Origin of the sequence: Bdellovibrio sp. HCB209 (genome assembly GCF_047306065.1) — a bacterium.
Taxonomy (GTDB): domain Bacteria; phylum Bdellovibrionota; class Bdellovibrionia; order Bdellovibrionales; family Bdellovibrionaceae; genus Bdellovibrio.
The window spans coordinates 461,614-475,053 of sequence record NZ_CP178618.1; the positions used below are offsets into that span (position 1 = coordinate 461,614).

Genomic DNA, 13,440 nt, shown 5'->3' on the forward strand with positions numbered 1-13,440 from the left:
TAATTGTCGCGCAATGTCATTGATCTGAAAGTCTATGATTCCAGGGATTTCCCTGCCTACTTACCAAAGCTGAATAAGCTTTACGACGACCTCTTTTCTGGAGGTAAGGGATTCCGCGCGAAATTGATTCGCATGATGGCTTCCAGTATTTCCTTGGATGGAAAAGCGGAGCATCTTTTGGCACAGACAATTGAGTTCATCCACAACGCTTCGTTGTTACATGATGACTTGATCGATCGCTCGCATCTTCGTCGTGGCAAAACGACGGCTTGGATGAAGTTCACTCCTGAGTACGCAGTTCTTGCGGGTGATTACTTGCTTGCACGCGTGATGGTGAACCTTTCTGGTCACGGCAATATCAAACTTGTTCAATACACGGCTGAAATCATCTCCGACCTTTTGGAAGGTGAGTGGTTGCAGGACTCCGTTGTGGGTGACTACTTCGTGACTCTTGAGCAGTTGGATCGCATTCATAATTTGAAAACGGCAAGTTTGTTCAAATGGTGTATTCGTGCTCCATTCATCGCACAAGAACGCTACGATTCTGAACTTCACCAAATCTTGGAAGAGATGGGCACATTGCTAGGCCAATTGTTCCAACGCTCTGACGACCTTTTGGATTACGACATCCGTAACGAAGAGGGCAAAGCGATCTTGGGTGATCTAAAATCAGGTTACTTGAATTCCTTTGGTGCTTACGTGACAGCGGGCAGATCTCGTCAAGAGATCGACCAAATCGTAAAATCTAAAAACCTTGAGCAATACTATGCAAGCATCGGTGGTAAAGACGCTTTTGATAAAAAAGTGGCTGACTTCGATGAAATGAACAAAGGCTTGATCAAAATGTACGATCACCACTTGGAGCGCTTGAAAAAGCACTTGAAACCAGGTGAGGAAAAACTGATCGATCAACTTCGTCCGTTGACTGAGATTCTTTACTGGAGAAGGAAGCCTTCTTCGTGAGTGAGTTCGTTACCTTAAGCAAAAGTTCGCCTGAATTTGAATCTTACTTGCTGGGCACCTTTGCCCAGGACAAGCGTGCTTTGCCAGTGCAGTCGTTGAATGTGAATTCAGCGGCTGAAACAGTGACGTTCAAAATTGTTCCTTTAAGTGAAATCGCAGTTCCGTCTTTCATCATCAGGCTTTTGCAAACGATCAAGATCAGAAGCTTTCTTTTTATCTTAGTGCCGTTGTTCTTAATGCTAACTAAGAATATCGCGGATCAAACTTTGCGTGATCCTATCTCGGCATTGATTGCGACTTTTGGTCTGGTATGCGCTTTTATTTCTGTGAACTTGCGCAATGACTACACTGACCATATTCGTGGTGTGGATCGTATCCTTGAGCGCAGTGGCAGTCGTGCCATTCAAAAAGGCTGGACGACCGCGGCTCAGATTAAGTCTCTGTCGACAGTGTTCTTGTGTCTGTCTTTGCTTATCGCAACTCCAGTTGTCTTGGCTTACCCCGAAATCACTTACGTGATTGCAGTGGCTTTACTAATTGGTCTGTGGGCGCAATTTCAAAAACGTGTGTCGTTCAAATATCAAATCGGTGGCGAGATCGCGCTGTTTTTGATGTTTGGTCCTTTGCTCACAGTAGGCTATCAGCTTTCCATGGGCGCTCAATTCGATATCGAGTCTGTGTGGCTGGGAGTTGTTTGGGGTTGGGCCGTTTTATTTGTGGTTCATCTTCGTAATTTCATCAACATCATGCCAAGCAGCCAGGCGGGGTTCCGCAATACTGTGAACTGGTTGGGTTTTGATCGTTCCCGTCGTTTGATTGCTATTTGGTGGGCGATCTTTTTGATCATCAATTTATTCTATCACGCTGTTTATGCCGGCAATTACTGGGGCATTTTCGTCAGCGTGGCTTTGTGTCTGTTGTCGTTTTCTTTCATCGGAAAATTGAAAGCACTTTCAAGCCCGGTGGGTGGCGATCTTCGCCAGGTTTTCAAATACGGCTTCACTTTGTTCTTATTCACCATTGGACTGTGGGTGTTTGAATGTCTTTGGTATCTGACTCTGGCGAGATAAAACAGATCTGTGTCGTCGCCGACGAGGCAGGTAAAGAAAAAGGCCAGCACTGGGCGCAGTTTCTGCAATGTCCTCTGAATCCTCCCTCTATTGATCCTTATTACTTCCGTTTTAACGTGGAAGGAGATCGCGTTTATGTGCGCGATCAAGACAAACGCAAACTTGAAATCGATTTCGATGAAAATCACCTCGATTACGAGCGCAAAGGTCATCGCGGCAAGCAAGAGATCATCGCGAAAGCTTTGGGGGCGGCTAAAGGCTGCAAGAAGGTCTTAGATCTTTCTGTAGGCATGGGAATCGACAGCGTGTTCCTGACTCAACTGGGTTTTCAAGTGACAGGTGTTGAGCGCTCTCCGGTGTTATTTGCTCTTTTGAGCGAAGCCTTCGCAAGAACGCAAAAAGAGTATTTAAAAGCCTATCAACTTCATTTTGCAAACAGCCTGGAATTTTTGCGCGAGCAAAAAGGCAAAATTGAAATTGATTCTATCTATTTTGATCCGATGTACCCGCACAAAAAGAAGTCATCACTGCCTAAGCAGGAGATGGTCGTTTTCAGAGACCTCGTGGGCAACGATGACGATGCGGTGGAAGTTCTTAAAGAAGCTCTGAAATGGCCAGTAAGACGTGTGGTGGTGAAAAGACCTATCCATGCTGAGGAACTGTTGCCGGGAGTGATTCACTCTTTTGAAGGAAAGGTGGTTCGTTATGATTCTTATGTGGTTGGGTAGTTTCGTCCTAATGATGTTTGGTCTGACGATGTCACAAAAGAATGCATCAGCACTCTTTCAAAAATTCCAAAGGAGCTTTTTAGATAAAGGCCTTGAGCAGTCCAGCATGTTTAAAATGTTTCAGTATTGCTTGGATGTGGTTCTGTTGGAGGCGTCTCCGCAGAAGTCATTGTATTCCGGAATGGCGTTGTACAACTTGCGTATTGTGGGTTTGCGTCCCGCTGTTCTGGTGATGTGTCTATCCACTTTGGGAGCATGGTGGGTTGCTGGACTTGGAATGTTGTTTTTGAGCTTTAATGGATCGTTCCTATTGGGCCTTTGTTTGTTGGGATTGATCTCCGTGGCACTTACTCCGAAAGTTCGCGGTGTTTTGAATTGGATTCTGGGCGCGGGTTTATTTTTAATTGGCGGGGAGTTGATGTTAAAAAACTCCAGCGTTTTGATTATGTCCTTGGGGCAAAGTGAATTTGCATTCTTTTTGGCAGATGGCCGTATCTTAGCTGTTGTTTCTCTTTTGCTTGCAGCTATTGCGATCAGCTTGGTTGTGCGAGTTGAGTTTTGGTCCCTGGTGTTGGGACTCTCTTTGTTGTTCGTGAATGTGATTTCGTTGAATGGCGCGATTGCATTGATCGCCGGTGAACGGATTGGTCGCATGCTTTTGTTCTGGTGGCATTCTCGTGGTTTAAATCAAGACTGCCGTCGCATCGCTAAGCAATTTTCTTTAGTATCAATCGCAGGTGTCATTGTTGGTTTGCTATTGGCGGGAGAAGTGCGTGTCACCATGAATATGGGATACACGTCAGAGCTGACAGCTTATCAAGATAAAAGCGTTCAGTACGTGATCCTGTTTTTGATTATCCTCATGGTTCAGTTCATCGCTCAGATGGTATGGGGCCACTTCGGTGGCACAGCAGAGGTCGATGAGATTCAAGACGCAAAATACATCACTCCAGTATGGCTCAGTGAAGAGTTTGCCTCACCGGGGGTTTACCAGTGGGCAAAAGCCAAAATCCATAAACGCCTGAGTGAAGTCCGTTATCATCGCCAAGGTGTAGGAACACTTCAGCAAGGCCAAGTTCCTGAGCACATCCAAGTGCGCCTGCAAGAGGAAGAGGCCGCACTGGCACGCCTAGAAACCATGCTTAGCTAGGAAAGTCTTCGCGGATAACTCGGCCGGTTTGTAGGTCGAGCACGTTGCTGAACCCTTCCCAATCCATAGCGCGAACCTCTGTCGGTGTTTTAAAAATCGCCGTATAGAAGCGTGGTTTGCGCCCGTCGATCTGCCAACGAGTAGATAGATCCTTATTTAAAAACAGCACATTATCATAGAGCTTTCGCTGAGGACTTTTAGCGCTAAAGATATTGAGTAAGACAATGATTCCATCATTGAGTTCAATGACGTTTTCCACCGTGTGCATAAGTAGCAACTGGTTTCCTGCATAATGGATTGTGTGATTTTCAACTCGTAACATCGTTGAGAGATTCTTTCTTAGTAGCCCGCCGATGAAGTTCGGCTGCAAACCTAAGACCGCAGGGGAGAGCTGAGATAGCAAAAGGGCGTCCGAAATGTCCGGCAGATATCCGTATCCGGACGTCCCGGACATCTCGAACAAGTGGTGGGGTAATTAACTTTCTGTTTCCATTTTTTGACCTCTGACTACTTCTTAGTCATCTGAAATGAATTTTACTCGCTAATCTGGGTGGTCTGCGTGTTGCACTAGGAACTCGCGATCTAACAAAACCCCAAGGAGTAACTATGAAAAGCATTTTGTTTGTTTTGGTAACGGCCCTTTCTATGAACGCTATGGCTCTTGAAATCACAACAACTGTAAAGTTGAGCCAATCGAATTCAGCAGAGTCTGAATACAAAAAAGTTTTGATGGCAGCTCAAGACGATGCGGCGATGTTCATCGCTACAGACGGTCAAGTACGCGGTGTAAATTTGGAGCGTGCTCTTGAATCTGTTCGTCACGTGAACAGAACAACAGCGACTGATTTGCAAATTGCTGAAGCTATCGTTGATCTTAAATAGTCCCTAAAATCTGCACGTTTCTCCTTCAAGGCCACTCCCGCGAGTGGCCTTTTGTTTTCAGCTGGGCGAATAAAATGTGCTGCCCTAAAACGTCACCCTGTTCAATTCCGCTGCATCTTCAAGGCTTTAAAAGCGATTGGTTCTATTTGGGACGACTCCATCGTGGCAGGGTCTTTGTAAGTAAAACCACATGATTAAAACGCCATTTTTCAAAGTAATCGCAGCCTTCAGTTTCCCGCTCCTTTCAGCGGTGACAGCTCATGCTTTTGAATACAAGCTGGTGACGCCACTTTCTGGACAACAGAAATCAGCGGTCTTGGCGCTTTTAGCTGAAGCCGATCAAAAACTTCCCCAGTCTTTGAAAGACGCTTTAAGCACGGTAGATGTTCGCTTTAATAATCTTGATTCTATCGGCGGTCATACGATTGGTGTGGCAAATCCCCGTCGTCGTGATTTGACTCTGGATAATAAAACTCTGGCAGAGATTATGAGAGGGCCACAGGGCTCCACAAAAACAGCTCGTATGCATAAAAATATGTATAACGAGATCTTAGCCACTGTAATTCACGAAACAACGCATCTGTATGACCTAGCAAACGTCCACAGTGACGATGAAAAAGAGTGGATCAGACGTTGTGATACTAAGTTTGTAAAATCCAAAGAGGAACGCATTCAAAATGGTCCTCGCCCGTATGCTTGTAAATACTATGAAAAGATGACGACGTCTTTTTCTGGAAATCCGTATTTCTTGCAAGTAGCCGGATGGGCAGGTCAGCCAGAGAATGGTTTGAACCAACGCACACCTGATATTTACGAAATTCAAAACCCGAAAGAATACTTGGCTGTGAACATGGAGTATTTCCTCATGGATCCACAGTACAAATGCCGTCGTCCGGGCATGTACAAAGTGCTTTCTAGTCAGTTCCGTCACATCCCATTCCAAAATATCAACTGTGATCAGCAGATGGGTTATGTGCTTCCGAACAGTACTTATAAGTTGGCGCAAGTTTTAGCGATCGATCCTGCTCGTGTATATCAAGTCCATTATCTGTTCGCAGAAAAGGGTGCTGATATGTCATCGGGTTGGGGGCACGCGATGATTCGTCTGGTGGTATGTGCACCTGATCGTAAATACGTGGGACCAGATTGCTTGCGTGATGTCGAGTCGCACTTGGTTTTGAGTCACCGTGCATTTGTGGATTCCTTGCAAATCAATGCTTGGGCAGGAATTAAGGGTGACTATCCGTCACGTCTTTTCATTTTGCCATTGAACCAAGTTATCGATGAATATCCGAAAGCTCAGTTCCGCGCACTTCGCAGTTTGCCATTGGCGCTGACTCGTCAGCAGATCAAAGATTTGATCGATCGCTCTTTGGAAATCCACTGGGCTTACAATGGTAAGTATAAATTTATCTCCAACAACTGTGCGACCGAGACTTTGGATCTTTTGCAGTCTGTATTGTTGTCACCGAAAATGATCAACACAGAGATCAAAACGCCAAAAGGTCTTTACGATGTATTGTTGAAACAAGGCTTGGGTAACGAACGTGTTTTCTTTGATCAAAAGAAAGCTTTGGAATTGGGTTACTACTTTGATTCCTATGAGGGCCGTTACCAAAAAACATTCCAGATCATCAAAGATGCTGGGGTAACTTACTCAGGAACGGATTCATATATTAAATGGATTACATCTCCAGCTCCGTATCGTCAGAAGATTATTACTGAGATGCTGGATAAGTCGAAACCGAATTATAAAAAGGTTGTTGCGGCGTTGTTTGTACTGGAGCTTGCAGCACAACGTGAAATCCAAACTCGCATCGTGAATGAACTGACTCAAATGATCGGTCAAAAATCTTCGCAAGAAGTGAATAAAGCTGCGGATAACTTCTTAGCTTTAGGTCAGTTGTTTGCGAAACCATCATCGTTCATTCCTTCAGGTTTGGGTTACGGTATTCCAGGTGCAAATGAGATGGCGATTGCCACCAAACTTGTTGATGAAAAATCCAAAGAAGCGGTCACGATTTCTCAAGAAACAGAGAAATTGGTGAATACACTTCGCGAAGCCTCTTTGGGTATTGAAGCTGAATTTACGACTAAGAATATTGAAATTTTACAGAAACTACTCAGAGAGAAGTAGGAAAGGTGACCTTATGAAAAAGGCAGTACTTACAGCTATCGTTATGCTAACGAGCGTTTCCGCAATGGCGCAATATTATCCAGGTCCTGTACCACCTCCACCTCCAGGTCCCGTTTACTATCCAGGTGGTGGCTACCATGGCGGTGGCGGTTACCATAATGGTGGTCGTTCTGATCAAGACGATGCTATGTCGGCGATGAGTGCGGCAACGGGAGCAATGTTTTTGTCTCTTGCTAGTATCTGCGCTTCTGGTCCGGGTTGCTATTATAAGCAGGTGATTCAGGCCGCTAAGGAGGATGCAGTTCAGTATCTAGCCGATGGTGAAATGCGCCCTAAGTTGGCGAAGGCTATCGAAGAATTGAAAAAAGCAGTTCCAACAGACAAGAGCTCTGAAGAAGCATTGGCTTTGGCAATCGTAGAATTCAAAGAATAGTCAGTTATCACTCCGGCAGCGATGCCGGAGTCTAGTCCACCCGACTTAGGACCGAGTCAGGAATCACTGCCTGACTCGGCCGAAAAACATATCTAAAATGAGAGCGTTATGTCGAATGATCCAAACGCTCTTAAAGAACGCATCTCTGATTTAGAACATGAACTTGCTGTGAAAGAAGCAGAGGTTCATCGTTATCGTTTGGAATTAGGCAAAGCCAATCAAGCACTCGAAAAAATGATTATGCAGATGAGCCAAGAGTTGAAACTTGCTCAGGCTCTGCAAAAGAAGCTTTCCCCAACAGAACTTCCCAATGTTCAAGGTTTTGAATTCAGCACTAAGTTTTTGCCAGGAACTCGTTCCGGTGGTGACTACTTTGATATCTTTGAACATGAAGACAAACTCAAATTCGGGATTCTGATTTCTAGCGCGACGGGCTACTCGCTTTCGTCGATGCTTCTCTCGGTTATCATTAAAATTTCATCTCAGATGGAAGCACGTCGCGGCCTTGAAGCTCACAAAGTTGTGGGTATATTGGCAAATGACGTCGTTCCAAATATCACTAACGAAGATCGCGCGAATATCTTTTACGGAGTCGTCGATCGACGCAGTTATGAATTTCAGTATTGCTCAGTTGGCGACATTGATGGCTTTCACCAGATCTATGGCAAGGATGCTTTGTCAGAACTCGTTGCGACAGGTCCTAGTCTGGGTAAGGATTTTAACACGGAGCCTCAAAGTCGCACGATACAACTGAATCCTCGTGATAGACTGATTTTGGCGACTGAAGGCCTTAAAAACTCTCAGAACTCTATGGGAGTTGGATGGGGTGGGCACAATCTGATGGACGCCATATCAAAAGCGCCACGCCAGGGTGTGCACGAGCTGCGTAACGAGATCTTGTATGCGAATCAAAAATATTCCGGCAAAGAAGATCCCGTTCGTGATCAGACTCTGATCGTCACTGAGGTGAAGGATCGAGTGATCAAGCTTGCCAAGAACTAGCTGTTTTTATATGACTAATTTTATTCTACTTCCACTTGAAAGGAACACCACATGGCTGAAGTAAATATCTACGAAGGCGCTTTAGATAAAGGTCTTGAAGGCGTAGTCGCTTGTACAACGAAAGTATCTTTTATCGTTGGCGACAACCTTAATTTCCGCGGTTACACAATCGACGATTTGGCTGCGAACTCTACATTTGAAGAAGTAACTTACCTTCTTTGGAATGATAAACTTCCAACAACTGCTGAGTTGGAAAAGTTCTCTAAAGAACTTCACGCTGAAATGGCTTTGTCTCCAGACTTTATCAAAGTTCTAAAAGGCATCCCAACTGACGTTCACCCAATGGGTTGGTTGCGTACGGCTGTTTCTTTGATGGCTCACTACGATAAAGATGCAAACGATATGTCTGCTGAAGCAAACCTTCGCAAGTCAGTTCGTTTGACAGCTAAAATGGGAACTCTTCTTTGTGCATTCGATGCAATCCGCAAAGGCAAAGAGCCAGTAGCTCCAAAAACTGATAAATCTATCGCTTGGAACATGATGTACATGTTGACGGGTGGTAAAGAGCCTAACGCTGAACACGTTAAGGTAATGGACACTTGCTTGATCCTTCACGCTGACCATGAGTTGAACTGCTCTGCATTCGCAACTCGCGTAACAGCTTCTTCATTGTCTGATCTTCACTCTGCAATCGTTTCTGCGATTGGTGCGTTGAAAGGTCCTTTGCACGGTGGTGCGAATGAACAAGTTATCCTTATGCTTCAAAAAATCGGCACAATGGATAAAGCTCAACAATTCGTAAAAGACGCTCTTCAAGCGAAAGAAAAAGTTATGGGTATCGGTCACCGCGTTTATAAAAACGGCGACCCACGTGCTCGTATCCTTCGCACTATGTCTGAAAAATTGACTAAAGCGGCTGGCATGGAAACTATGTACCAAATGTCGACTTTGATCGACGATACTATGTTCAACGAAAAAGGCTTGATGCCGAACGTGGATTTCTATTCTGCGACTGTGTACTTCTCAATGGGTATCCCAACTGATTTGTTCACTCCGATCTTCGCAGCTTCTCGTATCTCTGGCTGGTGTGCACATGCATTCGAGCAATACGCGAACAACCGTATCTACCGTCCTCGTGGTAAATGGGCTGGTAAAGAAGGTTTGACTTGGAAACCTGCTAGCCAACGCTAGTTTATTTTCCTTCGATGAGAATCGAAGAAAAAACTTAAGTCTACAAAGGGAGTCGCAAGACTCCCTTTTGTTTTTTGCATCTTCACAAACTCTGCGTTTATTTTTCGAAATTTTCTGGCCCACAGGCTTGAACTCACTAACATATCCAAGAGCTCAGGATGAGTATGTAGGTAGAGCAAGGAGTGAGCTATGAATAAGTTCTGGAGGAGTTTTCTTGGTCTGATGGTGGCTATTGCCTTGGTGAGTGCGGAAAGTGCGCGCGCTCAATACGAACCATCATCTTCGTTCAATCCCTATCAAGATACCGAGGAGATCTTAGCTCCTGGTGATTATATACCCTTGTTCAGTAATATGAGTGTGGATGATATTCGCACTGCTATTTTGAAATCTTGGATTCATGGTGTGAACCCATCCTATTATTGGAAAGCAGAGATGGAGAAATCCTATCAGACAGGTGGCTCTTCTGCTTCCGGATTAAAATCTCGTGCGGATGAAGCGTACCTTCGTTTGCTTCAAGATGTCTCCGTCGGCAGCGTCAGTCCCGCACTGGTGGGCAGTGATATCAAATTCGTGCAAAAGAAATTTATTTCGCCAAAATTTTTGCAGATGATCGTGAATACCAACGGGAACAAACCTGATCTGGTCATGGATAGTCTTGCTCCGCAGAATCCGCCGTATAACTCTTTGAAGATGGCGATGTCTAAGATCTATCCGGCTTGTTCAGATGGCACTTGGATGCCACTTAAGCCCATCAAAAAAGCTTTGAAGCTGAACTCTAAAGATCCGGTCGTTATTGATTTAAAAAAACGTCTGGTCTTATTTGGATATCAGATCACGAATTTGGATGATGTCTTCGACAAAGAAACACAGCTTGCGGTGAACGATATTCAGTGGAATTTGCATTGGAAACCTGATGGAGTTATTTCCCCAGGAGGGCGCACTTGGAAATTCCTGAATGTTTCGTGTAAGGATCGTTCTCGCCAGTTGCAAGCTGACATGGAAAAAATGCGTTGGTTTCCGCAAACATTTCCTGAGCGCTATATTTTCGTAAATACCGCGATGACGTACTTTGGCTTGGTCGATAAAACTCAGTCCGAACGTTTTGCGATGTCCTTCAAAGCGATCAACGGACGTTTTGAGCGTAAAACTCCGACGATGGCAGACAGCGTGGTTCGAGTGGTTTTAAATCCTTACTGGATAGTTCCGCCAACAATTTTTATCGAGGATAAAGTCGAAGAGATTAAAAAGCTTTCGTACTGGGAGATCAACGCTTACTTTGATTCTCACAACTACGAAGTTTGGAACAAAGAATTCACTCGCAGACTGGATCCGGCAAGCATCAACTGGTGGCAGTACGACAGCGCGAATGATGCCGACATCTATATCCGCCAAAAACCCCACATGGGAAATGCTTTAGGGATTGTGAAGTTTGAACTGACGAATTCATTTTCCATTTATCTGCATGATACGAATCAACGCGAACTTTTCTCTCAAGCGAACAGACAGCTAAGTTCAGGTTGTGTGCGCTTGGAAAAACCTTTGGATTTGGCAGAGTACCTTTTGCGAGGCACACAGTGGACTCGCCAGGCGATTGAAAGCACAGTTGCTAAGCCAGGTCAGGTGATGACCAAAGATACTAAGATTCCTTTGAAGGATTCAATGGCCGTGTATATGGGACACATTACTTCACAGATGTTCTCGGATCGCGTGGTGCGATTTACTGAGGATGGTTACGGTCAGAATACTAAAATATTAAAATCAATAAGAGCGCCTTTTTAGGGGCGCTCCTTGCAAAACTACTTATTGTGAGAACGTATGACGATCGTGGGAACAGAACTTCCCATGATCGTTTCGCGAGCCGTGCTGCCTAAGAAGGCTTTCACAAAGGCACTGCGACCATGAGTTCCCATAACCAAATATTGGTAAGTTCCATTCGCAGTTTCATTCGTGATAGCTGCTTGAGACGTCGGTTGGTTGTCATCTAATTTGAAAGTGCAACGGACACCCGCTGCTTTGAAAAGCTTGGTTTTTTTCAGCATGGCTTCTTTGGATTTAGCTTTCAGTGTATCAATCGTTGATTGATCCATAAACGCAGTTCCTGAAGCCGCCGCATACTGATCGGCCACTCGCAAAGTTTCAATAGTGGAGTAGATCAGAACAACTTCAGCATTCAATGCCTTCGCAAGTTTTTTTGCATAAGCTTCGGCGCGACGGCTGTTTGCTGTAAGATCAGTGGCCACCAAAATCTTTCCTTTACCAGTGGAGGCTTTTTCCACTTTAGGTCCGATAACCATTACTGGTACGACGGCATTTCTTACGACTTCTTCAGCAACGCTGCCGAGGAAAAATCTTTCGATACCTTTTTTACCAGCGGTGCCCATGACCACCATTCCTGGTGCTGGAGAGCTCGTTTCCAGACGGAAAATTTCATCGACGGGATTGCCGAAGGCTTCTATAACTTGGACTTTTTTATTTTGTTCGCGCACTTTTTCCAAAGTGCTTTTGATGCGTTCGCGATCTGCTGTTTTCAGGGTGATATCAATAGGATTTTGCACATAAAGAACGCGCACAGGGCTCTTTAGTTTTTCTGCTAGATTCAAACCGCACTCACGAACCAGTTCGGATCTTTTCTTAGCTCCCGGGGTTACATCTAAAACATCGTCGGCAATTAACATATACTTTGACGCCATAAAACACCTCGCACCTAAGATTCTACTCCTTGTCACAAGCGAATGTCATTGCCTGACTTCACTCGTAAAACTATACTTAGGGGCCAATATAAGAGGTAGAGTATGGCTTCAGTTTTTACGAAAATTATCAGTGGTGAACTTCCTTGTTACAAAATCTATGAAGACGAGACAGTTCTGTCTTTTCTTGCTTTGGATCAAGTCAATTTGGGACACACGCTTGTGATCAGCAAAGAAGAAATCAATCATTGGACTGAAGTTCCTCCAGAGACTTATGCGCATTTACATAAAGTTTCGCAAAAAATCGGTAAAGCTATTTTGAAGGCTTCTGGTTCACCCCGGGTTGGACAAATGGTGGCAGGATTTGAAGTGCCTCACTACCATTTGCATTTGATTCCAGCATGGTCGATTCCTGATTTGGATTTCAAAAAAGCAACTCGTCGTTCTGATGAAGAAATGAAAAAGATCCAAACCGAAATCATCAAGAATTTGGGTCTGTAATTATGAGTGAAAAGCTGCCGATCAACGGTGCTATTTACAAACACTACAAGGGCAAACTTTATCGTGTGATCGGAGTGGGTAAGCACTCTGAAAATCTGGAAGACATTGTTTTGTACGAATGCCTTTATGAAAATTCATTGGGGCGTTTGTGGACGAGGCCGCTTAAGATGTGGTCGGAGCTTGTCGAAGTCGACGGTAAAAAAGTTCCGCGTTTTGAGTTTCAATTTGAATAAAAAAGGTACGTCCTTACTTGGTAAAGTAAGGACGTACCTTTTTCAGGACGTACCTTTTCTCTCTCGATAAATTATTCTGGGATTTGGCAGGTAACTTCTAGGAGGATGTCTCTTCTCCAGATTGTGTTCGCTACAGAGTCGCCAGCTTTATTCAAAGTCGCATCAGCATAGTAGCGAGCTTCGCCATTGATATCGAAAATTTCCAAAGAAACACGGCTGCCATCGTTGTTGCGAATGCGGAATGCGAAGCCATCGATGTCGCCGATTTTCGTGTAAGCGTTCAGTGTTGGTTTGATAACCGTTTCTAGAGACTTGTCGTTGTTTTCTGTGACGGTGCAAGCGACCTTAAGATCGATAGCGTGAGCTGTTGTCCCTGCAAAGACCATCAAAGCTGCCAAAGCGAGTGATTTCATAAGTTCCTCCTTGAACATTCTGAACCTAAATTTTGCTCTCCAACTCCGCT

Annotated in this window: 15 protein-coding genes; 12 read left to right on the top strand and 3 right to left on the bottom strand. The window is 44.6% G+C overall.

The window, feature by feature from the left end:
- Window positions 1–3: 3 nt before the first annotated feature.
- Genes ACLVWP_RS02330 through ACLVWP_RS02345 form a run of 4 tightly spaced genes read left to right on the top strand, consistent with a single transcriptional unit; the run spans window position 4 to window position 3,911 of the window.
- Window positions 4–963 (top strand): polyprenyl synthetase family protein, encoded by a 960-nt coding sequence (locus ACLVWP_RS02330; protein ID WP_413559821.1) that lies wholly within the window; start codon window positions 4–6, stop codon window positions 961–963.
- Window positions 960–2,033, top strand: coding sequence for a prenyltransferase (locus ACLVWP_RS02335; protein ID WP_413559822.1), 1,074 nt, complete (start codon window positions 960–962; stop codon window positions 2,031–2,033). Before ACLVWP_RS02330 ends, ACLVWP_RS02335 begins: the two co-directional genes overlap by 4 nt.
- Window positions 2,003–2,761, top strand: coding sequence for a class I SAM-dependent methyltransferase (locus tag ACLVWP_RS02340; RefSeq protein WP_413559823.1), 759 nt, complete (start codon window positions 2,003–2,005; stop codon window positions 2,759–2,761). The genes ACLVWP_RS02335 and ACLVWP_RS02340 overlap by 31 nt, the downstream gene beginning before the upstream one ends.
- Window positions 2,739–3,911 (top strand): hypothetical protein, encoded by a 1,173-nt coding sequence (locus ACLVWP_RS02345; protein WP_413559824.1) that lies wholly within the window; start codon window positions 2,739–2,741, stop codon window positions 3,909–3,911. The genes ACLVWP_RS02340 and ACLVWP_RS02345 overlap by 23 nt, the downstream gene beginning before the upstream one ends.
- Here the strand turns inward: ACLVWP_RS02345 and ACLVWP_RS02350 are convergent.
- The gene (locus ACLVWP_RS02350; RefSeq protein ID WP_413559825.1) at window positions 3,904–4,365 is read right to left on the bottom strand and encodes a hypothetical protein; all 462 of its coding nucleotides are present in this window, start codon (window positions 4,363–4,365) and stop codon (window positions 3,904–3,906) included. The genes ACLVWP_RS02345 and ACLVWP_RS02350 overlap by 8 nt on opposite strands.
- Window positions 4,366–4,517: 152 nt before the next feature.
- Here ACLVWP_RS02350 and ACLVWP_RS02355 point away from each other — a divergent pair, with 152 nt between their 5' ends.
- From ACLVWP_RS02355 to ACLVWP_RS02380, 6 genes are all read left to right on the top strand, one after another.
- Window positions 4,518–4,793: a DUF2388 domain-containing protein gene (locus ACLVWP_RS02355; protein WP_413559826.1), complete on the top strand. Its 276-nt coding sequence runs from the start codon at window positions 4,518–4,520 to the stop codon at window positions 4,791–4,793.
- Between the two features lie 190 nt (window positions 4,794–4,983).
- Window positions 4,984–6,930 carry a DUF4105 domain-containing protein gene (locus tag ACLVWP_RS02360; RefSeq protein ID WP_413559827.1) on the top strand — a complete coding sequence of 649 codons (1,947 nt, stop codon included), beginning with the start codon at window positions 4,984–4,986 and terminating at the stop codon, window positions 6,928–6,930.
- 13 nt (window positions 6,931–6,943) lie between these two features.
- The gene (locus tag ACLVWP_RS02365) at window positions 6,944–7,363 is read left to right on the top strand and encodes a DUF2388 domain-containing protein (protein ID WP_413559828.1); all 420 of its coding nucleotides are present in this window, start codon (window positions 6,944–6,946) and stop codon (window positions 7,361–7,363) included.
- A 108-nt stretch (window positions 7,364–7,471) separates the two neighbouring features.
- Window positions 7,472–8,365 (top strand): PP2C family protein-serine/threonine phosphatase, encoded by an 894-nt coding sequence (locus ACLVWP_RS02370; RefSeq protein ID WP_413559829.1) that lies wholly within the window; start codon window positions 7,472–7,474, stop codon window positions 8,363–8,365.
- 51 nt (window positions 8,366–8,416) lie between these two features.
- The gene (locus ACLVWP_RS02375) at window positions 8,417–9,556 is read left to right on the top strand and encodes a citrate synthase (RefSeq protein ID WP_413559830.1); all 1,140 of its coding nucleotides are present in this window, start codon (window positions 8,417–8,419) and stop codon (window positions 9,554–9,556) included.
- Between the two features lie 189 nt (window positions 9,557–9,745).
- On the top strand, window positions 9,746–11,335 hold the full coding sequence (locus tag ACLVWP_RS02380) for a L,D-transpeptidase family protein (protein WP_413559831.1): 1,590 nt from the start codon (window positions 9,746–9,748) through the stop codon (window positions 11,333–11,335).
- Window positions 11,336–11,352: 17 nt separating this feature from the next.
- On the opposite strand, the gene ACLVWP_RS02385 is transcribed toward ACLVWP_RS02380, so the two are convergent.
- Entirely contained in the window at window positions 11,353–12,246 is an 894-nt protein-coding gene (locus ACLVWP_RS02385) for a universal stress protein (RefSeq protein WP_413559832.1), read from the bottom strand.
- A 102-nt stretch (window positions 12,247–12,348) separates the two neighbouring features.
- On the opposite strand from ACLVWP_RS02385, the gene ACLVWP_RS02390 reads away from it, so the two are divergent.
- Window positions 12,349–12,744 (top strand): HIT family protein, encoded by a 396-nt coding sequence (locus tag ACLVWP_RS02390; RefSeq protein WP_413559833.1) that lies wholly within the window; start codon window positions 12,349–12,351, stop codon window positions 12,742–12,744.
- A 2-nt stretch (window positions 12,745–12,746) separates the two neighbouring features.
- A complete protein-coding gene (locus tag ACLVWP_RS02395; protein WP_413559834.1) occupies window positions 12,747–12,977 on the top strand; it encodes a DUF1653 domain-containing protein in 231 nt (76 codons plus the stop codon).
- A gap of 71 nt (window positions 12,978–13,048) precedes the next feature.
- On the opposite strand, the gene ACLVWP_RS02400 is transcribed toward ACLVWP_RS02395, so the two are convergent.
- Window positions 13,049–13,390: a hypothetical protein gene (locus ACLVWP_RS02400; protein ID WP_413559835.1), complete on the bottom strand. Its 342-nt coding sequence runs from the start codon at window positions 13,388–13,390 to the stop codon at window positions 13,049–13,051.
- Window positions 13,391–13,440: the final 50 nt, after the last annotated feature.